The sequence below is a fragment of the Ruegeria sp. CF5 genome (assembly GCF_056537325.1).
The window spans coordinates 284857-310728 of the sequence record NZ_JBQFRI010000001.1 but is presented as its reverse complement, the minus strand read 5'-3'; the positions used below and the strand labels follow the sequence as shown (position 1 = coordinate 310728).

Here is a 25872-nt window from a genome sequence, read left to right as displayed (position 1 = left end):
TTCTCTTTTGGCCAAGTTATAACTGGCATTTTCCGCAAGATCACGTCATTCACAGGGAAATGAGCGAAATTAAGCATAACGCCCAACGATCCGACGCGGCGCAGGCATATGATCTGCACAAAACCGTGGTTATGGTTGGCATGATGGGGGCCGGAAAAACCGCTGTGGGGCGGGCTCTTGCCGCGCGGCTGGGAGTTCCGTTCCTCGACAGCGATGCCGAGATCGAATCGGCCGCCAACATGACCATCCCCGAGATTTTTGCCCGCGATGGCGAGCCGTTCTTTCGTCGGAAGGAAAGTCAGGTGATCGGCAGGCTTCTGGACGAGGAAAAAGGTATCCTGTCCACCGGTGGCGGCGCGTTCTTGTCGCCGGAAAACCGTCAGATGATATCCGAGCGCGGCGTGTCGGTGTGGCTGCGGGCCGATCTGGGCGTGCTTTGGAACCGGGTCCGGCATAAGGATACGCGACCCCTGCTGCGCACCGAGAACCCGCATGCGACGTTGCGGGCGCTGTATGATAAAAGGGTGCCCCTGTATTCCAAGGCCGATCTGGCGGTGGAATCGGACGCTGAAACCTCGATCGACAGGATGGTTGACCGGGTGTTGTCGGTACTGGAAACCCGCCCGGATGTTTTGGAACGGAAATAGATGCATCAGACAGTTCATGTCCCGTTGGGCGATCGCGCCTACAATGTCGAAATCGGTCCCGATCTTCTGGCTCAGTCCGGTGCGCGGATCGCGCCTCTGCTGCATCGTCCCCGGGTTGCTGTTCTGACAGACGAAACCGTTGCTGGCCTGCATCTGGAAGGGCTCCGTTCGGGTCTGGCCGCCGCAGGTATTGAAATGAGTGCGCTGGCACTACCCGCAGGCGAAGCCACGAAAAGCTGGCCCCATTTCGAGCGCGCCGTCGAGTGGCTGCTGTCGGAAAAGGTCGAACGCCGGGATGTGGTTGTTGCCCTGGGCGGTGGAGTGATCGGCGATCTGGCGGGATTTGCCGCTGCCGTTCTGCGGCGCGGAGTTCGGTTCGTGCAGATTCCGACCTCGCTGCTGGCGCAGGTGGACAGCTCTGTCGGTGGCAAAACCGGTATCAACGCACCGCAGGGAAAGAACCTGATCGGCGCTTTTCATCAGCCTTCGCTGGTGTTGGCCGATACAGCGGTTTTGGGCACGCTGACACCCCGGGATTTTCTGGCCGGGTATGGTGAAGTGGTGAAATACGGCCTGTTGGGTGATGCAGCCTTCTTTGACTGGCTCGAGGTCAATGGCCCAACTTTGTCTGCCGGGGATATGGCTGCACGAGTGCAGGCCGTGACGCGTTCGGTCCAGATGAAGGCCGACATCGTCGCCCGGGACGAGACCGAGCAGGGCGACCGCGCGTTGCTGAACCTTGGCCACACCTTCTGTCACGCGCTTGAGGCTGCGACAGGTTATTCCGACCGTCTGCTGCACGGTGAAGGCGTTGCAATCGGTTGTGCTCTGGCCTTTGAATTGTCCGCCCGGCTGGGCCTGTGTTCGCAAGAGGATCCAAGCCGCGTTCGCGCGCATCTCAAGGCTATGGGCATGAAAACCGATCTGGCAGATATTCCGGGTGATCTGCCCGGGGCCGAGGCGTTGGTCGATCTGATGGCGCAGGACAAAAAGGTTGTGGACGGACAGTTGCGGTTCATTCTGGCGCGCGGGATCGGGCAGGCGTTCGTCACCTCCGACGTGCCACGCGATGCGGTTATGACGGTGCTTGAGGACGCTCTGGCAACCTGCTGACATAAAAGGGGTTTAGCGCCCCTTGATCACCATAAGCTCACCGATGTTTTCGCGGGTGATATAGCCGACCATACGCCCGGTTTCGGTGCAGACTGCGATGGCGGGGGCACCTTGGTGAAGCTCTTCCAGAACCTTCTCCAGACCAGCCGTCAGTGCGACGGTGGGAATGTTCTCGTCCATGACCGTCGTCGCCGGGTCTGACCTAGGGTGATCACCGGCAAGGGCTGCAAACAGTTTTGAGCGGGTGACAAACCCCAAAAGCACCCCGTTGTCATCCAGGACCGGGAACTCGTGCTGCGTGGTGTGAATGACAGCCTGCGCTGCGGTGTTCAACGTGTCCCGAGGTGACAGCGCCTCGAACGATGTGATCATTGCGTCCCGCGCCAGAACGCGGCGCGCGACCGAGCGCATGGCGACATCCTGACTTTCCGCATTGGCCGCGATGAACACAAATACCGCTATCAGAACGAGGATTGGGTTGCCTGACGTCAGGCCAAGGAACCCCAGCAACACGGCCACCATTTGTCCACCGATGGCCGCAACACGCGTGGCTTTGACGCGATCCATGTTCATGCACAAAAGTGCCCGGAATACCCGCCCGCCATCCATTGGGAAGGCCGGGATCATGTTGAAGACGGCGAGGAACAGATTCACATAGGCCAGACGGCTCAACAGGTCGGTCCGGGTCGAGTCGATCTGGGCCAGTGTCTCCAAATTCATCCTGGCGCCGAAGATCACCAGAATACCCCAGATGACGACATTCACCGCTGGTCCGGCAAGGGCCACCATCACCTCTTGCATCGGCTTTTCGGGCATCCGCTCCAGTCGCGCCAGCCCGCCGATCGGCAGAAGTGTGATGTCAGGCGTCTTGATACCATAGCGCCGGGCCATCAATGCGTGGCCGAACTCATGCGCGACCACACAGGCAAACAGAGCCAGAACAAAAGCGATGTTTTCGATGGCGGCCTGTATTCCGCCGTCCGAATAGGCGGCAAATCCGACCCATGCGAGCAGCAGGAAAAAGGTGACATGGACCCTCAGTTCCGAGCCGAGCAATCGACCGAGTGAGAAGGACCATGTCATATATGTTCTCCGGTTGTCTTAGAACGGGATCTCGTCGTCGTCGATTCCGCCCGATGCCGGTGCCGGTGATCCTTGCGGAGCGCCATAGGGGTCGCCATATCCGCCACCGGACTGGCCTCCGCCATATCCGCCGCCACCACCGCCGCCGCCTTCGCCGCGTGCGTCAAGCATCACGAGGGTCGATCCAAAGCCCTGCAGGACAACCTCGGTAGAATAGCGGTCCTGTCCGGACTGGTCCTGCCACTTCCGGGTCTGCAACTGCCCTTCGACATAGATTTTCGAGCCTTTGCGCAGATACTGTTCCGCGACACGGACAAGACCTTCATTGAAGATAGCAACCGAGTGCCATTCGGTCCGTTCACGGCGTTCGCCGGTGTTGCGATCCTTCCAGGTTTCAGATGTCGCAATGCGAAGATTGCAGACCTTGCCCCCGTTTTGAAAGTTCCTGACCTCGGGATCCCGGCCCAGATTTCCGACCAGAATGACCTTGTTGACTGAACCCGCCATATGATTCCCCGTTCTTATTCATCTCGATCTGTCGCGAATCTCACGATCCGTTCTCCGTGACCCTATACGGCCTGCGTCATGGTTAAAACAGAGTTGATAGGGGCACAGTCCCGCCCGAAATTCCGGCCCCCGCGCAACCGGACTTTCCTTTCGGTTCGTAATTCATATAATCGCGCGAAGACTGAACGAGCAGGGTCTATTGATGCGCTTTCTGGTTGGCGGTTTTTCTGTTGTGTGCTTGGTGCTGGCGTCACTTCCGGCACAGGCTGACATGTTCTCGACAAAGAACCGCAAGGACATCTTTCAGAAACAGGCGAAATTCCTAGATTCCCGCGGTGCAACTCAGTACCGGGATTCCGACCGTCTGAAGCCAAAGACGGCGCAAACCGGGTTCAGCAAACGATATTCCGGAAAGTACCGGGGGCAATATCTGCAGATGGCCCGCGAGGCCGCGCGCAAACACAGCGTGCCCGAGGAACTTTTCCTGCGACTGGTGCATCAGGAATCCGGCTGGAACCCACATGCAAAATCGCACAAGGGTGCATTGGGTCTGGCGCAACTCATGCCACAGACAGCCAATCTGCTGGGGGTGGACCCACATGATCCGCGCCAGAATCTGGAAGGCGGCGCGCGCTATCTGTCCTGGCAATATCGCAAGTTCAAATCCTGGCGTCTGGCGCTGGCCGCCTATAACGCCGGTCCGAAAGCGGTGGAAAAGCACGGCGGCATACCGCCTTATGCCGAGACACAGAATTACGTCAAAAAAATCTGGGGCAGTTGATCGCTGCTATCCGCTTGCCATTTCGGATGATCACACGCGCACCGTCGTTCTGCTGAGATTGTCTTGAACTAAAAAAGGCCGGCGCAAGGCCGGCCCTTTCTGGTATTGATTGCACCTATTCGGCCGCGATCTTGATGACCGGCTCCATGCGGGCAAGGATATCTTCGGCCAGATGGCACTTGACCTGATGACCATCCGCAAGTGTCTGTACCGGCGGCACATCCTTTTCACACAAGCCTCCCGGCACTTCGGATTTCCAGCGGCACCGCGTCTGGAACGGACAACCCGGCGGCGGATTCATGGCCGACGGAATATCCCCTTCCAGAACGATATGCTGCTTTTCAACCGATGTGTCCGCGATGGGAACAGCGGACAACAGCGCCTCGGTATACGGGTGATATGGCGGCGAGAATACCTGATCGGTCGATCCCAGTTCCACCACATGTCCCAGATACATCACCATGACCCGGTCACTCAGATACCGCACAATCGACAGGTCATGGCTGATGAACAGCAACGTGGTTTTCTGCTCGCGCTGAATTTCCATCAGTAGATCGGTCACAGCCGCCTGCACCGACACATCCAGCGCCGAGACGGGCTCGTCAGCGACCACGATCCGGGCATCCCCCGCAAAGGCGCGGGCGATACCGACACGCTGTTTCTGGCCGCCTGACAACTGGCGCGGCATCCGGTCTGCAAACGCGCGGGGCAGTTTCACCAGATCCAGCAGTTCCAGCATCCGCTTCTTACGGTCTGCCTCGGAATTGCCGACGCCAAAGATTTCCAGCGCCCTGATGATTTGCCGCCCCACGGTCATGGACGGGTTCAGCGTGTCGAACGGGTTCTGGAACACCATCTGCACTTCGCCAACAGTCTTGGCGTCACGTTCTTCGATGGGCACCTGTTCGATGTTGCGATTATCCAGCAGAATCTGCCCGTCAGTTGCCGTCTCAAGCCCCATCAGAACCTTGGCGAAGGTGGATTTGCCGCAACCGGATTCGCCCACAATGGCCAGCGTTTCGGATTCGTGGGCTTCGAAACTCAGGGTCTCGTTTGCCTTGACCACCTTGGTCGCGCCACCTCCGAACAGCGCGTTTGCAGCCACCTCATAGTATTTCTTGAGGTTGTCCATCTTGAGGACGGTCCGGCCAATCGCGGCTTTTTCTTTCTGCTCACCAACCGTAATCGGCGCGTTCCAGTCGATCTCCTGAAACTTCAGGCAACGCGTGTGATGGCGGTCATTGCCGGGCACGGCACTCATCAGGATGTCCTGCGCGTCGCAGCGACCTTCTTCAAAGTAATCGCAGCGCGGGCCAAAGTTGCATCCCGGCGGGCGTTCATGGGGCAGGGGGAAGTTGCCCGGAATTGCCACAAGCGGGCGCGAGTTCTTGTCGGCCCCCGGCAGCGGGATCGACCGGAACAGCGCTTGCGTGTAGGGGTGCTGCATTTCGTCGAAAACATCGTGGATCGAACCACGCTCAACCGCCTCACCGGAATACATCACGCACAGCCGGTCGCAGGTCTCAAGAACCAGACCAAGGTTGTGGCTGATGAACAGCATCGAGGTACCGTATTTCTTGCCCAAGTCCCTGACAAGTTCCACAACAGCGGCCTCGACGGTCACGTCCAGCGCCGTCGTCGGTTCATCAAGGATCAGCAGCGCAGGCTTGGACATCAGCGCCATGGCAATCACGATCCGTTGCTGCTGTCCCCCAGACAACTGATGCGGAAAGCTGTTCAGCATCCGCTCGGGGTCGGGCAGGCGCACGTCCGTCACCACCTCCAATGCGCGGGCATAGGCTTCTTCCTTGCCGACACCCTCGTGGATCATCGGCACTTCCATCAGCTGCTTGCCGATCTTCATCGCCGGATTCAGCGATGCCATCGGCTCCTGATAGATCATGGCGATCTCGTTGCCGCGAACGTCACGCAACTCTTCTGCGCTCATTTCGCTCAGATCGCGACCCTTGAACTTGATCGAACCGCCAACGATCCGCCCGTTCTTGCCAAGGTCCTGCATCACACCCAGCGCCACGGTCGACTTGCCGCAACCGGACTCGCCCACAAGACCAACCGCCTCGCCGGGCTGGACGCTGACCGAGAAATCCATCACAGCCGGGATTTCACGCAGGCGGGTAAAGAATGAAATTGACAGCTTGTCGATCTCAAGGATCGGGCCGTCATAATCCGCCAGTTTGTTCATGTTGTTCTCCCTGTCGGCTCAGAAAAAAGATCCATCTTCATCTGGCCTCAAATACTCCGGGGGTCCGGGGGCAGCGCCCCCGGCCTCGATCACATCAGTCCTTCAGGCTTTCCTCGCGCAGACCATCCGCCAGCAGGTTCAGACCAAGAACCAGCGACAACAGGGCCAACGCAGGAGGCAGGGCAGGGTGCAGATAGATCGACAAGAGCTTGCGGCCCTCGTTGATCGTCGAACCCCAGTCCGGGCTTTCCGGCGGCAATCCCAGTCCGAAGAAACCCAATGTCCCCAAAAGGATGGTGGTATAACCGATGCGCAGACAGAAATCGACGATCAGCGGGCCACGCGCGTTGGGCAGGATTTCCCATAGCATGATGTACCATGGCCCTTCGCCCCGCGTCTGTGCGGCTGCCACATAGTCACGCGTCTTGATGTCCAGTGCCAGACCACGGACGATACGGAACACCGTGGGTGAGTTCACAAAGACCACCGAAACGAACACGACCAGAATGCCACCCGGAACGTCGAAGAGGTCAAGGTATGTCGGCAGACCCCAGATCCGGTAGGCGTCTGTGTTGATGATGTATCCACCGGTCGAGATCAGCGACAGATAAAGCCAGATCGCAATACCCAGAACTCCGATCAGCAAAGGCGTGCGGAACTTTGGTCGCGTGTAGTAGCGCGAATTCAGCAGAACACCGATGAACAGGATCGGGAACACGAACAACACCGCCGCCATATAGTTCGGCACACCCGTCGCCACGATTTCCGGCGTAACCAGCAGGTAGAACAGCAGGATAACCGGGAAGGCAAGGATCAGGTTGGCGAGGAAGGACAGGAACGTGTCCAGCCGTCCGCCATAGTAACCTGCCGGCAGTCCCAGCGTGATCCCGACCATGAATGCAAACAGCGTGGCCAGCGGTGCGATCTGCACCACAATCCATGCGCCCTTGACCATGCGGCTGAACACATCCCGGGCCAGATTGTCTCCACCCAGAAGGTACCAGGCGAACTCGCCTTCCTCCAGATTGGGTAGCGGAGTGCCCGGCACTTTGTTCTTCATACCCGAAACCTGATCCAGCGGATCATGCGTGACGATCAGGTCCAGTGCACCGAAGATGCCAGTGAAAACCCAGAACATGACCAATCCGAAACCGATCATTCCGATCGGGCTGTCAAACAGCTTGCCATATAGGCCAAGCCGACGCTTGAAGGCGATGGACATCGCAAACAGGATGATCATCGACACCCAGACGGGCAGGAACTGCTGCGAGATTGCGCCGATGATGCCGGCATTGGTTCCCAGGAAGATACCCAGCACCAGATAGGCAAGCGCGGCACCCACGCTTGCCATGAACGAATAGCGCAGCGCCATCTGCGACAGGCCGCGCAGACCGCCGCCCGAGCTCAGGGTTCCGTCCGCATTCACCGATACGGGCGCTTCGGCCTGAAAGATACTGGCCAAGATCCAGATCACGATGGAAATTGCCAAAAGCACCAGTGCGATCACCAGGATAGGATTCAGAAAGGCGATAGAGCCGGTCCAGCTTAGAGGTTCCATGTTCTATCTCCCTTACGAAATGCGAATGCGCGGGTTGAGGTAGACATAGCCGATATCTGATATCAGCTGCGTCACCAGAACCACAAAGACAGACACGACCGAAATCGCCAGCAACAGCTGGATGTCGTTGTTGCCCGCCGCCTGTACCAGCGCCCAGCCAAAGCCCTTGTAGTTAAACAGGGTCTCGACGATCACCACGCCGTTCAGCAGCCATGGGAACTGCAGCATGATGACGGTGAAGGGCGCGATCAGCGCATTGCGCAGCGCGTGTTTCATGACGATGTTCGAGAACGAGACGCCCTTGAGGCGGGCGGTTCGGATGTACTGCGCGGTCATAACCTCGGTCATCGAGGCGCGAGTCATCCGCGCGATATATCCCATACCGTAAAGGGCAATGGTCAGCACCGGCAGGAAAAAGTTCTCGAACGTCGGGTTGTCCATTGCCTGTGTCGCTGTTCCCTTGAACCATTTAAGGCCCACCGTCGACGACGTGAAAATGGCGATAAAGATAACGCCCGACACGTATTCCGGCGTTGCCGTTGTAATGATCGAGAATGTAGACAAGGACCGATCCAGCGCCGAACCTTCGCGCATCCCGGCCAGTACCCCGACGATCAGCGCCGAAGGGATCATCAGAACAAGCACCCAGAACATCAGATAGCCGGTGTTTCCAAGCCGTTTCGATACAATCGTTCCCACGTCATCCTTGAACACGGTCGAGTATCCCCATTCACCCTGCAGGACACCGCAGAATCTTGGGGTCGTCTCAGCGGTCGAGCCGGGGCGGACACAGGTGCCCACAAATTGGCCGTCAGCCAGCGTGTTGGTAAATCCAGGCATGACTCCAAGCCATTGCCCGTATTTGACCAGCGTCGATTGTTGATAGCCGCGATTTTCAAGCCAGGTTTGCACCTGCTCATCCGACATCCGCTGGTTGCCTTGCGTTTTTGCAAGCTTTTCAAGGTTTGGATAGAGGTTGGTCAAAAAGAAGACCACGAATGTCAGACATAAAGCTGTTAGCAGCATCACGCCTGACCGACGGAGGATAAAAAGTCCCATGAAGGCCCCGTTGTTCAGGTGTTCCGCAGATCATAGGACCATTATCTGGCCTCGGACTTCCGACCCCGTGTCGGTGTGTCTGCGGCTGGAAAGGGGCGCCCCGGTCAGGCGCCCCAAGATTTTTTTCGGCGGTTAACTTAGGCCGCCCAACCCCACTTGTACTGGTGGTGTTCGAACGAGATGTGCTGATCCGTACCCACAAGTCCGTCTTTCATGTGACGGTACAGGGCGCGCCAGTACGGCTGGATGGTGACACCTTCTTCCTGGATAAGCGCGGCGCCCTTGGCGGCCACGGCACGACGTTTGTCGGCGTCCGCAATCGCAAGTGCTTCGTCGAGGATCGCGTCGAAATCGGCGTTTGCCCAGCCGAATTCGTTCCACGCCTCGCCCGACTTATATGCCAGCGCCCAGATCTGAACGCCCAGCGGGCGGTGGTTCCAGTTGGTCGAGCTGTAGGGATACTTGACCCAGTCGTTCCAGAAGGTGCTGCCGGGCAGAACCGTCCGTTTGACCTTGATACCCGCGTCGCGCAGCTGTGCTGCAACCGCATCGGTGGTGTTGCGGCGCCAGTCGTCGTCGATCGAAAGCAGCTCATGCTCGAAATCGGCCATGCCGGCCTCTTCCAGCAATTTCATTGCGCCTGCCGGATCGGATTCCTGTTTGGGCAGTTCCGGATACTCGGGATGCACAGGTCCAACGTGATGGTTTTCAGCAGCCGATCCGCGGTTACCATAGCCCAATTCCAAGCAGACTTCGTTGTTAACAGCCATCTGCAGCGCCTTGCGCACGCGCTTGTCCGCATAGGGTTGCTTGCCATCAATTTCGGCCAACTGGTTCGGGCGGATCACAATGGTCGCCATGGTGATAACTTCGGACTTCACGTAGCCAAGCCCGTCCATCACATCGATGAATTCACCGACTGACTCGTGCAGCATGTCGACTTCGTCCGATTCCAGCGCAGCCAGCCAGGCCGACGGATCGGTTCCGTAGTCGATATACTCGACACGATCCAGCGCCGGACGACCGAATACGGCCTCGCCCCACCAGGCGTGGTTTTCGTTGCGGACCAAGGTGCACTTCACACCAACTTCCAACTCTTCGATCAGGTAGGGGCCGGTGCCGACGTTGTTCGTCAGATCAGTCTCGCTGAACGAGCTGTGAACGATAGCCGAAGGATAATCGGACATGCCTGCAATCAGCGAAATATCGGATTTCGGCAGGTTCAGCTGCACTGTGTGCGGATCTACTACCACAATGCCGCCTTCAATGGCCTGACCGGTACCGTCATCCACCAATGTGGCGAAACGGCCCGCCATCGAGTTGGTTTCCGAGCTCTTGTCACACCAGCGGGTGATATTGCGGGCCACGTCATCGGCTGTGAAATCGTCGCCGTTGTTCCACTTGACGCCCTGACGCAGTTTCAGGGTGTACTGGGTCGCGTCTTCGTTGATTTCCCAGCCTTCCAGCAGCATTCCGCGGAATGTACCGTCCGAGTTGTACTCGACCAGATATTCCAGTGTGCCGCGGCTCTGGTTGCCCATTTCCGACCAGTCATATGTGCGCGGGTCTTTCAGCGCGCGAACAGCGGCCTGCACACGCAGGGTTCCGCCTTCTTTCTTGGCGTCTTCGCCAGCAGCCATCGCCGGTGTCGGCAGACCGATCAGGCCATAGGCTGCGGCTGCGGTTACGCCAAGGCCGGTGGTGCGGGCAAGAAACTCGCGGCGGCTTAGCTTACCGTCCCGATATTCCTGGGCGTGCATCTCGGCGGCCCAGTGAATCGGTGCTCCGGTGGTTGTTTGATCTGTCATGTATGTCTCCCTGTGACACGCTTTTTGTTTGGAGGAGGGTTTCAAAGCACAAACCGGGCAGACATTTCCCGCCCAGTTGTGAGATTCCGTTTTTGGAACGTTGGCATCCCCATGAACGGTATTCGGCAACAGAAATCGGACAACGTCAATGTTCGGAATCGGCATAGATTGCACAAAAACGACATTAGCGACGAATGTGATCCTGATTTTCAATCATCTCAAACTGGGAAAGTCTCTGATTAATATAAAGATTTGCACCATCCCGGCGAATCTGGTCCGAGCACCCGCTAACAGGATGAATTCTTTTTCATTTTTCAGGGTCTAGCGGCTTTTTCGGTCGACAAGGCGGGAAAAATTACGCCACGGAATCAACCGGGTACCAAGATTTCATGCGTGCGCGAAACCACGTGCGTTGTCGTTTTGCGAACTGTCGTGTCGCAATCGTTGCCTTTTCCCGGGCCTCATCCAACGTCAGAGTGCCGTCCAGATGAGCCACCAGCTCGGGTACGCCAATTGCCTTGCAGGACGGTAATGACGGATCGTACCGGTCCCGCATTGCCGCGACTTCGTCCAGTGCGCCCTGTTCAAGCATCTGATCGAAGCGGCGCGTTATGCGATCCAGCAGCCAGTCCTTTTGCACGTCGAATACCAGAGGCACGGCATCCGCCAGCCGCAATGTGGGCGGAGGTGTATCGGCCTGCCATTCGGCGATCGACCGCCCCGTTGCGCGCTGAACTTCCCAAGCGCGCTGAACGCGAACACGGTTTAGCGTGTCGATGCCCTTCGCGGTAATCGGGTCAATTCCGGCAAGCAAATCGGCATGTGTCATCGAATCGGCTTCGGCCCGAACCTCGGGCGGGGTCGCCGGAATGTCGGCCATCCCTTCGGTCAGCGCCGTGAAATACAGCCCCGTCCCACCAACGATGATCGGCCGCCGGTCGCCGGATAGCAGCGGCACCACCTCGCGCAGCCAGTGGCCAGTGGAATAGGTCTGATCGAACGGAACGTGTCCATATAACAGATGTGGCGCCCGCGCTTCCTCGTCCACCGAGGGGCGGGCGGTGATGACCCGCCAGCAATCATAGACCTGACTTGCATCAGCATTCACGATAACCCCGCCAAACCGCTCGGCTATTTCCAGCGCCAGCGCGGATTTCCCGGATGCGGTCGGACCGGCAATCAGCACCGGTTTTCCATCCGCAATCTCTGGAAGCCGTTCCAAAAGCCGCGTCGCAGAGTTCTCAGCCATATGTGATTGCCTTATTCCCAACCATCCGCATTGAACCCACGGGGCTTTTGCTTCATTTTGCGCCGGAAATTAACCCCGTGCCAGCCCGGAGCGCAACATGAGCCTTTCCTCGACCATCGAAAACACGGAAATCCCCAAACCCAAGTACAGCCGCGTCATGCTCAAGATTTCGGGTGAAGCGCTGATGGGGGATCAGGGATTCGGGCTACACCCCCCAACCGTCCAGCGGATCGCGAAAGAGGTAAAGTCGGTGCACGATCTGGGCGTCGAGATTTGCATGGTGATCGGCGGCGGCAACATCTTTCGCGGCCTCAGCGGTTCGGCGCAGGGGATGGAGAGGACAACCGCGGACTATATGGGCATGCTGGCGACGGTCATGAATGCGCTGGGGATGCAATCGGCGCTGGAAGAGGTCGGCGTATTCACCCGCGTCATCTCGGCCATTCGCATGGATGAGGTCTGCGAGCCCTACATCCGCCGCCGCGCCGTCCGTCACCTTGAAAAGAAACGGGTCTGCATCTTTGCGGCCGGAACCGGAAACCCGTATTTCACCACCGACACCGCCGCGACCCTGCGCGCCAACGAAATGGCGTGCGAGGCGATCTTTATGGGCAAAAACGGGGTTGACGGCATTTACGACAAAGATCCCAAAACCAACGATGACGCAGTGCGCTATGATACGGTGTCTTATGACGATGTTCTTGCCAAAAGGCTCAAGGTCATGGACGCCTCGGCTATTGCGCTGGCGCGTGACAACAACCTGCCGTTGATCGTTTTCGGGCTGGACGAACCCGGCGGGTTCCGGGGCATTCTGGCCGGTGAGGGCACCTATACCAAGGTTCAGGGGTAAACTCGAAAATCCGTAATTCGGGAAAAGGCCGGGCAATTAGCCCGGCCTTTTTGGTTTGATTCACCTGAATCGTCAGAGGCTTCAGCTCTCAGTGTCTCTCTCGAACTTTCCATGTGGGTCCGGGTCGGAACCTGATGACGTTTTTGTGCAAAATGTCGTTTTCCGCTATCATCCTGTCTTGCCGGGAGAGCCCTGAAAAATTGCATTCCTTGAGAAGATGAATGTTCATTGGAGAGGAAGAGACAATGTCTGAAAGTACAGAAACCGACTATGAAGTCGGTCAGGACAATGTCCAGATATTAGGTCTGGATGTTCACAATCCGGTTTTTGCGGTATCGGGACTGACAATCGTAGCCTTCGTGTTCTTCTCGCTCGTGTTCCGCGAGCAGGCGAGCGAATTTTTCGGTTGGCTGCGGCCCGCTTTGACCAGCAACTTCGACTGGGTTTTCATGATTGCCGCGAACATCTTTGTCGTGTTTTCGCTGCTGTTGATCGTTACTCCATACGGTTCAATCCGTCTTGGTGGTGACGACGCAAAACCCGATTACAGCTATGCGGGCTGGTTCTCGATGCTGTTTGCTGCCGGGATGGGAATTGGTCTGGTGTTCTGGGGGGTCGCCGAACCTATTTCACATTACGGCGCATCCCTGGGCGGCGTCGCAACCGGCGAGGATGGCGTGCGCACCGACTGGGCGCCGCTGGGTGCAGGGCTGGAAGACCCCGAAGCCTCAAAGAAACTGGCCATGGCGGCCACCATTTTCCACTGGGGTATGCACCCTTGGGCGGTATATGCCGTGGTGGCGCTCGCGCTGGCGTTCTTCAGCTTTAACCGTGGATTGCCGCTGACCATGCGCTCGGTCTTTTATCCGCTGTTCGGCGAGGCGACATGGGGCCCTCTGGGGCACATCATTGACGTGCTGGCGGTGTTTGCCACCATCTTTGGTCTCGCAACCTCTCTGGGTCTGGGTGCGACACAGGCGCTGGCCGGTCTGAACTATCTGTTCGACGTGCCGATCACGGACGGGATGAAAGTGTTGCTGATCGTGCTGATCACGGCCTTTGCACTGGTTTCGGTAATCGCCGGTCTGGACAAGGGCGTCAAACGCCTGTCCGAGGCCAACATGATCCTGGCCGCAGCCCTGATGCTTCTGGTTCTGATCGTTGGTCCGACACTGGCCATCCTGACCGGCTTTTTCGACAGCATGATCGAATATATCGTTGCGCTGCCCACTCTATCCAACTGGGTCGGGCGCGAGGACACCAACTTTCTGCAGGGTTGGACCACGTTCTACTGGGCGTGGTGGATTTCCTGGTCACCGTTTGTCGGCATGTTCATCGCCCGCATTTCTCGCGGTCGTACCGTGCGCGAATTCGTCACCTGCGTCATCCTGATCCCGACCGTCGTCGGCGCACTGTGGATGAGCGTCTTTGGCGGCGCGGCGCTGGATCAGGTCATGTCCGGTTCGGGTCAGGCGCTTTCCGATGCCGCACTTGAACTGAAAATGTTCAAGATGTTCGAAGCGTTTCCGATGACGGGCCTGCTGTCCTTTGTCGGTATCATTCTGGTCGTCGTGTTCTTCGTGACCAGTTCCGACTCGGGCTCGCTGGTGATCGATACCATCACCGCAGGCGGCAAGACCGATGCGCCCACCGCACAGCGCGTGTTCTGGTGCATTCTTGAGGGTGCCATCGCCATCGTTCTGTTGCTTGGCGGCGGTCTGGGTGCGCTTCAGGCTGCGGCTATCGCCACGGGCTTTCCCTTTGCGATCGTTCTGGTTCTGATGTGCGTATCCATTTTCATCGGCCTTGCGAACGAGCGTCGCCGCCGTTGATCGCCGGATAATCTGACAACTAAAGCCCCGGTCCTTTGCCGGGGCTTTTTCTTTGCAGATCAATGCCTCAATTCTGGTCCGCGCTGCGGTGGCATTGTTGGTGCCGCTGAAACAGGGCGCGTCTTTGAGCCGCGAAAATTTGGCTTGAAGAGACGGCGGTGATCCATCACTTCTGCTGAAAGCTCTGCCGCAGTTCCGAATACGACTGGACCAAGGGCAGGCGGCCCCCGTGCTGCGGGCATAAGTTGAGGAGAATCGAGTGATGACTGCACTGGACATCGATTTTGTAAGAGCTCAGTTTCCGGCGTTTTCCGAACCGGATTTGCAAGGGCAGGCGTTTTTTGAAAATGCCGGTGGTTCCTACACCTGCAAGCCAGTGATCGACCGGCTGAACCGGTTCTACACTCAGCGCAAGGTCCAACCCTATGCCCCATATGCCGCAAGTCAGTTGGGCGGGCAGGAAATGGATGAGGCGCGGCATCGCATGGCCGCAATTCTGGGGGTCGAGAGTGATGAGCTGAGCTTTGGTCCCTCAACAACGCAGAACACCTATGTTCTTGCGCAGGCCTTTCGTCAGTGGATGAAGCCCGGCGAAGCCATCGTAGTGACCAATCAGGACCACGAGGCGAACTCGGGTCCCTGGCGGCGGCTGGCCGATGCCGGCATCGAGATTCGCGAATGGCATATCGACCCGGATACCGGATCGCTGAACCCGCAGGATCTGGAAAACCTGCTGGACGAAAAGGTTCGGCTGGTCTGTTTCCCGCACTGTTCGAATGTGGTGGGTGAGATCAATCCGGTCACGGAAATCACCGCCATCGCCCACGCCGCAGGGGCGTTTGTTTGTGTCGATGGTGTCTCTTATGCTCCTCACGGGTTTCCGAATGTCGGTGACCTTGGGCCGGATATCTATCTGTTTTCGTCATACAAGACCTATGGCCCCCATCAGGGCTGCATGGTCATTCGGCGAACGCTGGGCGAGATGCTTCCGAACCAGGCGCATTTCTTCAACGCCGATGTGCTGTACAAGCGCTTTACGCCTGCCGGGCCGGACCACGCCCAAATTGCCGCAAGCGCCGGAATGGCCGATTACGTGGAACTGCTCTGCGACCACCACGGCGGGCCGTCCTCGGGTGAGGCGGCACAAGGCGAATTCGTTCATGACCTGATGCGTGCCCACGAAGTTGAATTGCTGCAGCCCCTTCTGGATGCCGTGAAAGACAGGAACGCCGTGCGCCTGATCGGGCCATCCGATGCCTCGAAACGTGCCCCGACTGTTGCCCTGTCGCTGAATGGTGCGGCTGAACCGGTTGCCGCCGAGCTGACAAAATACGGCATCATGGCAGGTGGTGGTGATTTCTATGCCATCCGCCCGCTTCAGGCGATGGGGATCGAACCTGACAAGGGTGTTCTGCGCCTCAGCTTCACGCACTACACCTCACGGACGGAAATCGATCAGCTGCTCGACGCGCTGGACCGCGTTTTGTAGGTCGCTCTTCATATCCCAGGCGATCCGGGAACGAGCCCTGCGTTCCGGTTTCCGGTCGACGAATGCTCAAACGGGATTAGATAAAATAGGACAGTCCCGGATGGCCCGGGGCCGAATAACTCTTTTGTCCTGCCCGGTGACAAACTCCGGGCTTGCACCGCTCGCAATCGGCGCTTTTGGCCCCAAAAACTCCGGTAACGAACTGAAAACTTGCCAGAAACGGAATCTCGGCCTAGCCTGACTGAGACGCCGCAAAGGGGAGAGCGGATGGTTCATACATCGACAGAAGGGCAGGAAAATCTTCCAAGATACTTTGCCCAGGTTATGACTATGCTGCGCCAGATGGAGGCCGGCCGGTTGGATATCGCGTTACCCGATGGTCGGGTGTTCCGGTCCGAGGGCGCGCAACCCGGTCCCGTAGCGCGAATTGACGTGCACGATCCGGATGTATTCGCGCGCCTGATCCGAGAGGGCGATCTTGGGTTTTCGGACGCCTACCTTGAGGGTGAATGGAGCACCCCGGATCTGCGCGCCTTCATGGACCTGATACAACGAAGCGGAGACGCGGTTTATGATGATTTCACAGGGAGCTTTCTGATCCGCGCCTACGAACGCCTCAGGTTCTGGCTCCACAGTAACCACAGGGCTCAGGCCAAAAGGAATATTTCCTACCATTACGACCTGGGGAACGATTTCTACTCACTCTGGCTGGATGACACGATGACCTATTCCAGCGCAATTTTCGAAACCGGACAGGAAAGTCTGGAAAAGGCGCAAACGGCCAAGTACGCCAGTCTGGTTGACGAGATGGAGGCCAAGCCCGGTGACCACATTCTGGAAATCGGCTGCGGCTGGGGCGGGTTCGCGGAATATGCCGCAAAGGAACGTGGTTTACGGGTGACAGGGCTGACCATCAGTCAGGAACAGTTTAACTACGCTTCCCAAAGGATTGAAAAAGCAGGTTTATCTGATCGTGTACAGTTCAAGCTTCAGGATTATCGCGACGAGCGGGGGCAATATGACGGGATCGCCTCGATTGAGATGTTCGAGGCGGTTGGGCAAAAATACTGGCCCGTCTATTTCGAAACGGTGCGCGACCGGCTCAAGCCTGATGCAAAGGCGACCCTTCAGATAATCACCGTCGCCGACAAACGGTGGGAGGTTTATCGAAACGGCGTTGATTTCATTCAGAAATACATCTTTCCCGGTGGCATGCTTCCGGCGCCCCGGGTCCTGCGGCAACAAATCAGTCAGGCCGGTCTGCACCTCGTCCGGTCCAAGGAGTTCGGCAAAAGCTATGATCTGACCCTGCGCCGCTGGTACGACACATTCAACGAGAAGTGGGATCAGATCTCGGACATGGGCTTTGATGAGCGTTTTCGCCGCATGTGGAATTTTTATTTGACGGCGTGCGGCGCAGCCTTTGACACCGGCAATTGCGATGTGACACAGATCACTATTGCAAGACCCAGATAGGAACCGGACGCCCAATATGCCTACAGCTTCCCGCCTCGTTGCTGCCGTTTGTCTGGCAGTATTGGCCTTTTTCGTGTCAGGTCAGATCATCGACCACACGCCCGACGAAAGGGATTTTGGCTATTTCACCCCGGCCAATATTGCAATCGGGTTCATCTGCGGATGGGTGGTAATGGGCAAACGCGCAGGTCGCGGGATAACACCAGCCATCAACAACGGACTGACGGGTGCGGCCTCCATGGTGTTCTGGGGCCTGTTTTCGCAGGGCACTTACGAGATGTTCCGCCTTGCCATGCGCCATCGTTATGACGGTCCGTTCGAGGCAGTACTGGCCATCTTCAAGATTGGCATAAACTATGCCTACGAATTTCTGCTTCATCCGCAAATCATCTGGACCCTGCTGATCGGTGCCGTATTGTCCGGCCTGCTGACCGAAATGGCATCACGCCGCTGGCGGTAAGCGGAACCTGATCAAAGAAAGCCTGAACATTTGTCCGATCTGTTTTTCTACGGAACGTTGCGCTACGTGCCGCTGCTTGAGCTTGTGCTGGGACGCCCCGCGTCCGAAATCGACCTGTCGCCCGCTGTGCTGCTCGATCATGCAGCCCGCGCGGTGCAGGGTCAGATGTTTCCCATGATCATGAAACAGCCCGGCGAACAGGCTGAGGGCGTGCTTGTCCGGGGCCTGAGCGAGGATGATATTCAGCGGCTTGTCTTTTACGAAGGCGGCTTCGATTTCGATCTGGAACCAAAACCTGTGGAATTGCCTGACGGAAGTTCCGCAATGGCGCAGGTGTTTTTCCCTGAACCCGGTCTTTGGCGGCCGGGATCGCTTTGGTCGTTGAGCAGATGGGTGGATGAGTGGGGTGAGATCACCCTGAATGCGGCCGAGGAGGTCATGGCCTATTTCGGGCGTGTGGATGCAAAACGGATCGCACGCAGTTTCCCGGCGATCCGCAACCGGGCGTGGGCACGTGTTGCCGCCCGGCAGCGGGGGCAGGCAGGGCAGCGCGATGTCAGTAAGGACGTGGTCGTGCACCGGCACACGCGCGCCTATATCGATTATTTCGGTATGGAAGAGATGGAGCTGCAACACCGCAAGCTGGACGGCAGCATGAGCGAGGTCCTGAGCCGCAATGGTCTGATGCAGGGCAGCGCCGTTGTCGTTCTGCCCTACGATCCGGTGCGGGATTCGGTGCTGTTGGTCGAACAGTTCCGGCCTCCGGTCTATATGATCGGCGACCCCGAGCCTTGGATGTGGGAACCCGTGGCGGGCATGATTGACCCAGGAGAATCGCCCGAAGCCGCCGCCCGCCGCGAAACGCTGGAAGAGGCACATGTGCAACTGGATGCGCTGAAACCCGCGGGCAGGGCCTATTCCTCCAGCGGCTCGTCCACCGAATACGTCTATCTCTTTGTCGGGCTGGGAGATTTGGATAAAACCATCGACAATGGCGGGCTCGCCACTGAAGGAGAGGATATTCGCAGCCGCATCCTGCCATATGACGAATTCATGGCGCTTGTGGATGCGGACCGCTTCAAGGACCTGCCGTTACTTTCACTGGCGAACTGGCTTGCACGGCACCGTGATAGCCTTCGGCTGAATTGACCGTATCCCCGCTTGAGCTTGCCGCGGGGCGCCTGTACATCTGACCAGCATATTGAATTCATGAGGGCACCATGCGCATTGCACGAGATCTGGCGGACGCCGTTGGCAAAACACCTCTGATCCGGCTGCGCCGTGTCAGTGAAGAAACCGGTTGTGAAATTCTGGGCAAGGCCGAGTTCATGAACCCGGGCCAGTCTGTCAAAGACCGCGCCGCGCTTTACATCATTCGTGACGCTGTGGCGCGCGGCGACCTGAAGCCCGGCGGAACCATTGTCGAAGGCACCGCAGGCAACACCGGCATCGGTCTTGCGCTGGTCGGGGCGTCGATGGGGTTCAAAACCGTGATCGTGATTCCGGAAACCCAGTCTGAAGAGAAAAAAGACATGTTGCGCCTTGCTGGTGCGCAGCTGGTGCAGGTGCCGGCGGCACCCTACCGCAACCCCAATAACTTCGTTCACTATTCCCGCCGTTTGGCCGAAGAACTTGCGCAGACCGAACCGAACGGTGCGATCTGGGCCAACCAGTTCGACAATGTGGCCAACCGTCAGGCCCATGTCGAAACCACCGGCCCCGAAATCTGGGAACAGACAGATGGCAAAGTGGATGGCTTTGTCAGCGCGGTGGGGTCCGGGGGCACTCTGGCGGGCGTTGCCGAGGCATTGCAGCCCAAGGGCGTCAAGATCGCCTTGGCCGACCCGATGGGCGCTGCGCTCTATTCATACTACACAACCGGTGAACTGGCGATGGACGGCAGCTCGATCGCCGAAGGCATCGGTCAGGTGCGCATCACCAAAAACCTCGAGGGGTTCACACCGGACTTTTCCTATCAGGTCACCGATAACGAGGCGCTGCCATACATCTTTGACCTGCTGCGTGACGAAGGGCTGGTCATGGGCGGCTCAACCGCGATCAATATCGCCGGGGCAGTGCGCCTGGCCAAGGACCTGGGGCCCGGCCATACAATCGTCACCATCCTTTGTGATTTTGGCACCCGCTATCAGTCCAAGCTGTTCAACCCGAACTTCCTGCGTGAAAAAGATCTTCCTGTTCCCGACTGGATGACCGAAGCACCGCGCAGCATTCCGGGTGTGTTCGAGGACGTGTGATGTTCAGGCCCATCCGCCTGTATCTGACCATCCTGACGCTCTTTCTGATGGGGCTGGGCGGCCTTGCGTCGGCCCAGCTGTCAGAACAGCAAACTGAATATTATCAGAACTGGGTCAAAACCGCGGACCGGGCCGAAGCGGTGGTGAATGCCGATCGCGCATCCAATGCCGCGATGGAGAAATTGCGTTCTGAAATAAGTAATTACCGCGATATCTTCAACAAGGCGCGTACAGCAAATACCGAGCGCATACAAACCCTTGAAAGTCAGCTCAAGGCGCTGGGACCCAAGCCCGAGGACGGCTCGGAAGACCCGCCTGACATCGCTCGATTGCGCGAACATCTGGACGAGCAGCTGAACCAGTTGCGGGTGCCCCGCATAATCTCGGAAGAGGCTTATAATCGCGCCAACGGCCTGATCAACGAAATCGATCGCATTATCCGGGACCGGCAAACGAAGACCTTGCTTGAACGCGGCCCGTCTCCGGTAAACCCATTGTATTGGCGGGGTGCGTGGACAGATGTTCAGGAAGCCGTTCGTGCCCTTGTCAACGAAACAGTCAAGAATCTGAAAACCGACGTGGCCGCCGAGCGGATGCAAGAGCGCGCGCCTGCAATTATCGCATTGATTCTGGTGGCCACGGTTTTGTTGGTGTTCGGGAAAAGATGGTCCGAACGGGGCGGCGATTTCCTGCGCCGGCTGGGCGGACGGGGCACCGGTGTCTGGGCCTTTGTCATCTCGCTGTTTCGCATCATTCTGCCGTGGCTGGGCGTGGTCGCCTTGACGGCGGCGGTATCGCTGACCGGTGTGCTGGGTTTGCGCGGCACGTTGCTGTTGCAGCAGGTGCCGTACTGGGCGGCAATTATCCTGTACTTTGACTGGATCGGCCGACAGATTTTCGTGATGGGCGCGGCCTACAACTTCAAAAGGCTCAGCGCCCGTCAGATTTCGGAGTTGCGGGTTTATATGGATCTGCTCGCGGTCATGCTGGTTCTGCATGACATGGTCATACAGTTCGAGCAGATCGAGAATATTTCTGACGCAACCCGCGCAGTGGTCGGGTTTCCAATCATAGTGATAACGGCTCTGCTGCTGCTGCGCGTGCGCCGGGTGCGTCAGGTCGACAAAACAGCAACCGAGACAGACCAGGAGGCACCTTCGCGCACTGCCGGTTTCAGCCAGATGATCGAGGTTTTCCGCCGGTTGATGCTGTTGCTTGGAATTGCGTCGCCAATTCTGGCCATGATCGGGTATTCAAACGCTGCCGAAGCTATCGTTTATCCGGCTGTCAAAACTCTGGCGCTGATTGCCGCGTTTTTCATCCTGCAGCGTTTCATCAGCTCGGTTTACGGCTGGATAACAGGGCAGGGTGAGGCCGCGCGGGATTCACTCTTTTCCGTGCTTGTGGGCTTTGCGCTTGCCTTTCTGTCCTTACCGGTCCTAGCCATTTACTGGGGCGCACGGGAAACGGACCTGATCGAGGCATGGAAGCGACTTCTACAGGGATTCGACATTGGCGGCGTCACCATTTCGCCCACCAATTTCCTGACGTTTATCGCGGTATTCCTAATCGGATATTCGCTGACCCGTCTGTTGCAGGGTGGGTTGCGCAACTCTTTGTTGCCAAAGACCAGCATCGATCCGGGTGGACAGAACGCCATCGTATCGGGCACGGGCTATGTCGGGATTTTTCTGGCCGCCCTGGTGGCGATCACTATCGCCGGGTTCGATCTGTCCTCACTTGCTATTGTCGCGGGTGCGCTGTCTGTCGGGATCGGCTTTGGGCTTCAGACCATCGTGTCCAACTTTGTGTCGGGTATCATCCTGCTGGTGGAACGCCCGATCTCAAAAGGGGACTGGATCGATGTGAACGGAATGATGGGCTATGTCCGTGACATCTCGGTCCGTTCCACGCGCATCGAGACATTCGACCGTTCCGATGTCATCGTGCCCAACTCGGACCTGATCAGCGGTGTGGTTACGAACTATACACGCGGCAACACCGTGGGGCGGGTGATCGTGCCGGTTGGTGTCGCCTACGGGACTGATACGCGCAAGGTCGAAACCATTCTTGGAGAGATCGCGAACGCGCATCCCATGGTTCTGGCCAACCCGGCGCCCAGCGTTGTGTTTCAGGGGTTCGGAGCAGATTCACTGGATTTTGAAATCCGGGCGATCTTGCGGGATGTGAACTGGGTGCTTTCGGTCAAATCTGACATGAACCACGAGATCAACCGCCGCTTTGTCGAAGAGGGCATCGAAATTCCATTCGCTCAGCGCGATATCTGGCTGCGCAATCCCGAAACGCTGCACCCGCACCCTCAGGCACAGGGACCGGTCAAGCCTGTTGACGATCCTGAACCAAAGCAAAGCGAACCAACCCGTGCAAACAAGTCCCCCATCGAAATGACAGAGGGTGACATGGATACCGGAGGCGGTGATGAGTACTAAGATGCTTTTTCGTGATGACGCCTATCTGCGTCAGGCCGATGGCGTTGTTCAGTCCCAGACTGCGGACGGCGGTATTATTCTGGATCAGTGCCTGTTCTATCCCACCGGCGGCGGCCAGCCCGGCGATCAGGGTCGTCTGGACTGGGACGGCGGATCGCTTGAGGTCAAAACCACGATCAAAGGGGATGGGGGCGCTGTAGTACTCGTCCCGGCAGAGGGCAGCGAATTGCCGCCCGTTGGTATGAGTATCCGCCAAAGCCTTGATTGGGATCAGCGGTTCGGAAACATGCGCGTTCACACGGCGCTGCATCTTCTGTCGGTTGTCATCCCACTGGAAGTATCAGGAGGGTCCATCAGCCCGGTCAAGGGCAGGCTGGATTTCAACATGCCCGAAGCGCCGCAGGACAAGGATGCGCTACAGGCCCGATTGCAGGAACTGATCGACCGCGATCTTGGCGTAAGCGAAGAGTGGATCACGGATGCGGAACTGGATGCCAATCCGGGATTGGTCAAAACCATGTCCGTGTCGCCCCCGCGCGGCAGCGGTCGGGTGCGTCTGGTCAGAATCGGGCAGGGAGATGCGCAGGTCGATCTGCAACCATGTGGTGGGACGCATGTAGCCAGCACGGCAGAAATCGGGCGCATCCGTCTGGGAAAGATCGAGAAAAAGGGCAAACAGAACCGTCGGGTTTATTTGCATCTGGATGACTGAATTCGGCGCAAACGGGCCTTGCAAATCCTGTTGCGATGGTTCAAATACCCCGGCACGGAGAGGTGGCCGAGTGGTCGAAGGCGCACGCCTGGAAAGTGTGTAGGCGGGAAACCGTCTCCAGGGTTCGAATCCCTGTCTCTCCGCCATTCCCCTAAAGTGACACAGCGTTTTGAAGCGGCCAAAATTCACCAATTTCAGATCAGTGTAGCCGGTAACGGTGGAAATCTTACCCTTCAACAACTATCTACGCGTCCAGTGAAATGAAAGAGGGACAGCCCTGGCACCGGTTCGGGCGCTTGCGGGTTGGTACATTTCGGAACGTGGTGCTTTTGTAGATGTACAAAACAGAAGATCTGTGTTGAAACCCCCGTACCATACGGCGGCCAGGCGATACGATCCTTGCCCGGCTCCGAACTGAAAAGTATCTAACTTGAATGGGTTCCGGGTGGGCCTTAGGTCAGACAGGGCGTCCAGAAACTCTTGATGTGTATGGAAACAGGCTTTGCTTAACGCGAAAACAAAATTTCTCGACCAAATCGAAAGCTCAATTCTGTGGCGCCTGATGCGTGAAAGCCTGCCGTCGCAGAAAGTGCTTTACACCATTGCCGTAATAGCAATGGTTTTTGTCGCCGCAACGACAGCCGCGGTTGCCTATATTATGCGGGATGTCGTCGACTCGTTGTTTGAATCGGACAACCAGGCCAAAGTTTTTGGTGTTGCCTCGGCCGTATTCCTGATTTTTCTGGTCAAGGGCCTGTCCACCTATGTGCAGGTGGTCGCGCTGAGCCGCGCAGGCAACCGCATTGTGGCCCAGCAACAGATTAAGTTGTACGACAAGCTTCTTCGTCAGGGGGTATCCTTTTTTAATCTGACGGAAAGCTCGGACCTGTTGATGAAAGTCACCATGTCGGCACAGGCCGCAAGACAGGTCGTTAACCTGATGGTCACGACCGTCGTCAGGGACTTTCTGACATTGATAGGCTTGTTGGCAGTTATGTTCTATCAGCAACCTGTCCTTTCGCTGTTTTGTCTGGTCATCGGTCCTCTGGCGATTTGGGGGGTGCGGGTCCTGTTGCGAAAGGTCAGGGAACTCGTTCATCAAGAAACGCAGTCGCTGGCCGAAATCATGAAGGTCATTCAGGAGACATCCAGAGGTATCCGGGTGATCAAAGCGTTTGCGTTGGAAGCACGCATGGCGAACCGAATGTTCAGTGCGGTGAAGCAGGTTGAAAAGCGTCAGAACACGATATCGCGCCTTGAAGCCGTGACCAGCCCACTGATGGATGTTCTGGCCGGGTTTGCGGTTGCTGCCGTCATCGCGCTGAGTGCTGCAAAACTGTTCGGCTCGGATGCATCGACGCCAGGTGAACTGATGTCGTTCGTGACCGCATTGATGATGGCCTATGAGCCTGCAAAACGCCTGTCGCGCGTTCGCGTTTCGCTGGAAGTCGGTTTGCGCCGTGTCCAGATGATGTTCACCCTGCTGGATCAGCCGGAAACACTTGCCGAAGACAAACACCCCAAGGTTCTGGCCGAAGGCCCGGGTGTGATCAGCTTCAGGGATGTGACTTTTGGCTACAGGGACGATGAGTTGATCCTGAAGAATTTGGACCTCGATTTCCCTGCCGGTAAGACCACGGCGCTGGTTGGTCCGTCGGGCGGGGGCAAATCGACAATCCTGAACCTTGCACTGCGCCTGTATGATCCGAATTCGGGTGAAGTGTTGATTGATGGCAGCAGCATCAAGGGCGCGACGTTCGAGTCCTTGCGCAAGAAGATGTCATTTGTCGGACAGGACACGTTTTTGTTTTCGGCTTCGATTGCGGACAATATTCGTCTTGGGCGGGCCGACGCGACCGATGACGAGGTGATCGAAGCGGCAAAAGCCGCCAATGCCTATGATTTCATTATGGCGTTGCCCGAAGGCTTTGACACCCTTGTGGGCGAGGATGGGTCCTTTTTGTCCGGTGGGCAAAAACAGCGACTGTCCATATCAAGGGCCCTTCTGCGGGATAGCCCGATCCTGTTGCTGGACGAACCGACCAGTGCTCTGGATTCCCGATCCGAACACCTTGTTCAGGAGGCTCTCAGAAGGTTGACCAAAGACCGGACGACGATCATCATCGCGCACCGTCTTTCCACCGTTCTGGATGCGGACCAGATTGTTGTGATTGACAGCGGTTCGGTTGCCGAGATCGGTACCGCCAAGGAACTGCTGGACCGGCCCGGGCAATTCCGGAACCTGTATGAGCAACAGTACAAACATGCGCTGGTCTCCGGAGAAAGCTAGGATGCTGCGTGCCTGTCATGTTGGCCAGACATCAGGGGAGTATGTCTGTA

20 protein-coding genes and 1 tRNA gene are annotated in these 25872 nt (G+C 57.6%); 14 read left to right on the top strand and 7 right to left on the bottom strand.

All coding sequences use genetic code 11. From position 1 onward, the window contains the following. The first annotated feature begins 59 nt into the window (after positions 1-59). Together ACR0NW_RS01460 and aroB are read left to right on the top strand one after the other, a co-directional pair. The gene (locus ACR0NW_RS01460) at positions 60-647 is read left to right on the top strand and encodes a shikimate kinase (RefSeq protein ID WP_480449264.1); all 588 of its coding nucleotides are present in this window, start codon (positions 60-62) and stop codon (positions 645-647) included. Beyond that, the gene (gene aroB / locus ACR0NW_RS01455) at positions 648-1760 is read left to right on the top strand and encodes a 3-dehydroquinate synthase (RefSeq protein ID WP_480449266.1); all 1113 of its coding nucleotides are present in this window, start codon (positions 648-650) and stop codon (positions 1758-1760) included. Between the two features lie 12 nt (positions 1761-1772). On the opposite strand, the gene ACR0NW_RS01450 is transcribed toward aroB, so the two are convergent. Together ACR0NW_RS01450 and ssb are read right to left on the bottom strand one after the other, a co-directional pair. Then, positions 1773-2843, bottom strand: a complete 1071-nt coding sequence (locus tag ACR0NW_RS01450) for a site-2 protease family protein (RefSeq protein ID WP_480449268.1) — start codon at positions 2841-2843, stop codon at positions 1773-1775. Between the two features lie 18 nt (positions 2844-2861). Then, positions 2862-3350 (bottom strand): single-stranded DNA-binding protein, encoded by a 489-nt coding sequence (gene ssb, locus ACR0NW_RS01445; protein WP_170650235.1) that lies wholly within the window; start codon positions 3348-3350, stop codon positions 2862-2864. Between the two features lie 202 nt (positions 3351-3552). Here ssb and ACR0NW_RS01440 point away from each other — a divergent pair, with 202 nt between their 5' ends. Further along, entirely contained in the window at positions 3553-4131 is a 579-nt protein-coding gene (locus ACR0NW_RS01440) for a lytic transglycosylase domain-containing protein (protein ID WP_170650233.1), read from the top strand. Positions 4132-4246: 115 nt separating this feature from the next. Here the strand turns inward: ACR0NW_RS01440 and ACR0NW_RS01435 are convergent, their stop codons facing one another. The 5 genes from ACR0NW_RS01435 to miaA form a co-directional block, all read right to left on the bottom strand. Further along, positions 4247-6334 (bottom strand): ABC transporter ATP-binding protein, encoded by a 2088-nt coding sequence (locus ACR0NW_RS01435; protein WP_170650231.1) that lies wholly within the window; start codon positions 6332-6334, stop codon positions 4247-4249. Positions 6335-6428: 94 nt separating this feature from the next. Beyond that, on the bottom strand, positions 6429-7892 hold the full coding sequence (locus ACR0NW_RS01430) for an ABC transporter permease (RefSeq protein ID WP_480449270.1): 1464 nt from the start codon (positions 7890-7892) through the stop codon (positions 6429-6431). 12 nt (positions 7893-7904) lie between these two features. Beyond that, positions 7905-8951 (bottom strand): ABC transporter permease, encoded by a 1047-nt coding sequence (locus tag ACR0NW_RS01425; protein ID WP_480449272.1) that lies wholly within the window; start codon positions 8949-8951, stop codon positions 7905-7907. Positions 8952-9088: 137 nt separating this feature from the next. After that, positions 9089-10759 (bottom strand): ABC transporter substrate-binding protein, encoded by a 1671-nt coding sequence (locus ACR0NW_RS01420; RefSeq protein WP_480449274.1) that lies wholly within the window; start codon positions 10757-10759, stop codon positions 9089-9091. A gap of 355 nt (positions 10760-11114) precedes the next feature. Beyond that, on the bottom strand, positions 11115-12008 hold the full coding sequence (gene miaA / locus ACR0NW_RS01415; RefSeq protein ID WP_480449276.1) for a tRNA (adenosine(37)-N6)-dimethylallyltransferase MiaA: 894 nt from the start codon (positions 12006-12008) through the stop codon (positions 11115-11117). Between the two features lie 97 nt (positions 12009-12105). On the opposite strand from miaA, the gene pyrH reads away from it, so the two are divergent. The 11 genes from pyrH (at position 12106) to ACR0NW_RS01360 (ending at position 25822) form a co-directional block, all read left to right on the top strand. Then, positions 12106-12858, top strand: coding sequence for a UMP kinase (pyrH, locus tag ACR0NW_RS01410; RefSeq protein WP_170650221.1), 753 nt, complete (start codon positions 12106-12108; stop codon positions 12856-12858). A gap of 245 nt (positions 12859-13103) precedes the next feature. After that, the gene (locus ACR0NW_RS01405) at positions 13104-14690 is read left to right on the top strand and encodes a BCCT family transporter (protein ID WP_480449278.1); all 1587 of its coding nucleotides are present in this window, start codon (positions 13104-13106) and stop codon (positions 14688-14690) included. A gap of 262 nt (positions 14691-14952) precedes the next feature. After that, positions 14953-16179, top strand: a complete 1227-nt coding sequence (locus ACR0NW_RS01400) for an aminotransferase class V-fold PLP-dependent enzyme (protein ID WP_480449279.1) — start codon at positions 14953-14955, stop codon at positions 16177-16179. A gap of 267 nt (positions 16180-16446) precedes the next feature. Next, complete coding sequence (locus ACR0NW_RS01395; RefSeq protein ID WP_170650215.1) at positions 16447-17655, top strand: SAM-dependent methyltransferase; 1209 nt, start codon at positions 16447-16449, stop codon at positions 17653-17655. 16 nt (positions 17656-17671) lie between these two features. After that, on the top strand, positions 17672-18115 hold the full coding sequence (locus ACR0NW_RS01390; RefSeq protein ID WP_480449281.1) for a TrgA family protein: 444 nt from the start codon (positions 17672-17674) through the stop codon (positions 18113-18115). 30 nt (positions 18116-18145) lie between these two features. Then, positions 18146-19264: an NUDIX domain-containing protein gene (locus ACR0NW_RS01385; RefSeq protein WP_480449283.1), complete on the top strand. Its 1119-nt coding sequence runs from the start codon at positions 18146-18148 to the stop codon at positions 19262-19264. A 71-nt stretch (positions 19265-19335) separates the two neighbouring features. Continuing rightward, entirely contained in the window at positions 19336-20370 is a 1035-nt protein-coding gene (locus ACR0NW_RS01380; protein ID WP_170650210.1) for a cysteine synthase A, read from the top strand. Further along, complete coding sequence (locus ACR0NW_RS01375) at positions 20370-22820, top strand: DUF3772 domain-containing protein (RefSeq protein ID WP_480449285.1); 2451 nt, start codon at positions 20370-20372, stop codon at positions 22818-22820. Before ACR0NW_RS01380 ends, ACR0NW_RS01375 begins: the two co-directional genes overlap by 1 nt. After that, positions 22810-23532 (top strand): alanyl-tRNA editing protein, encoded by a 723-nt coding sequence (locus ACR0NW_RS01370; protein ID WP_480449287.1) that lies wholly within the window; start codon positions 22810-22812, stop codon positions 23530-23532. The genes ACR0NW_RS01375 and ACR0NW_RS01370 overlap by 11 nt, the downstream gene beginning before the upstream one ends. Positions 23533-23588: 56 nt before the next feature. Beyond that, positions 23589-23678, top strand: a tRNA-Ser gene (locus ACR0NW_RS01365). Between the two features lie 356 nt (positions 23679-24034). Continuing rightward, positions 24035-25822: an ABC transporter ATP-binding protein gene (locus ACR0NW_RS01360; protein WP_480449289.1), complete on the top strand. Its 1788-nt coding sequence runs from the start codon at positions 24035-24037 to the stop codon at positions 25820-25822. The last annotated feature ends 50 nt before the right edge of the window (positions 25823-25872 follow it).

Coding starts and splice junctions, on each gene's coding strand:
- miaA (WP_480449276.1), bottom strand. CDS start 12,008: ATGGCTGAGAACTCTGCGACGCGGCTTTTGGAACGGCTTCCAGAGATT.
- ACR0NW_RS01450 (WP_480449268.1), bottom strand. CDS start 2,843: ATGACATGGTCCTTCTCACTCGGTCGATTGCTCGGCTCGGAACTGAGG.
- aroB (WP_480449266.1), top strand. CDS start 648: ATGCATCAGACAGTTCATGTCCCGTTGGGCGATCGCGCCTACAATGTC.
- ACR0NW_RS01390 (WP_480449281.1), top strand. CDS start 17,672: ATGCCTACAGCTTCCCGCCTCGTTGCTGCCGTTTGTCTGGCAGTATTG.
- ACR0NW_RS01395 (WP_170650215.1), top strand. CDS start 16,447: ATGGTTCATACATCGACAGAAGGGCAGGAAAATCTTCCAAGATACTTT.
- ACR0NW_RS01440 (WP_170650233.1), top strand. CDS start 3,553: ATGCGCTTTCTGGTTGGCGGTTTTTCTGTTGTGTGCTTGGTGCTGGCG.
- ACR0NW_RS01435 (WP_170650231.1), bottom strand. CDS start 6,334: ATGAACAAACTGGCGGATTATGACGGCCCGATCCTTGAGATCGACAAG.
- ACR0NW_RS01375 (WP_480449285.1), top strand. CDS start 20,370: ATGTTCAGGCCCATCCGCCTGTATCTGACCATCCTGACGCTCTTTCTG.
- ACR0NW_RS01430 (WP_480449270.1), bottom strand. CDS start 7,892: ATGGAACCTCTAAGCTGGACCGGCTCTATCGCCTTTCTGAATCCTATC.
- ACR0NW_RS01405 (WP_480449278.1), top strand. CDS start 13,104: ATGTCTGAAAGTACAGAAACCGACTATGAAGTCGGTCAGGACAATGTC.
- ssb (WP_170650235.1), bottom strand. CDS start 3,350: ATGGCGGGTTCAGTCAACAAGGTCATTCTGGTCGGAAATCTGGGCCGG.
- ACR0NW_RS01460 (WP_480449264.1), top strand. CDS start 60: ATGAGCGAAATTAAGCATAACGCCCAACGATCCGACGCGGCGCAGGCA.
- ACR0NW_RS01425 (WP_480449272.1), bottom strand. CDS start 8,951: ATGGGACTTTTTATCCTCCGTCGGTCAGGCGTGATGCTGCTAACAGCT.
- ACR0NW_RS01400 (WP_480449279.1), top strand. CDS start 14,953: ATGACTGCACTGGACATCGATTTTGTAAGAGCTCAGTTTCCGGCGTTT.
- ACR0NW_RS01370 (WP_480449287.1), top strand. CDS start 22,810: ATGAGTACTAAGATGCTTTTTCGTGATGACGCCTATCTGCGTCAGGCC.
- pyrH (WP_170650221.1), top strand. CDS start 12,106: ATGAGCCTTTCCTCGACCATCGAAAACACGGAAATCCCCAAACCCAAG.
- ACR0NW_RS01380 (WP_170650210.1), top strand. CDS start 19,336: ATGCGCATTGCACGAGATCTGGCGGACGCCGTTGGCAAAACACCTCTG.
- ACR0NW_RS01420 (WP_480449274.1), bottom strand. CDS start 10,759: ATGACAGATCAAACAACCACCGGAGCACCGATTCACTGGGCCGCCGAG.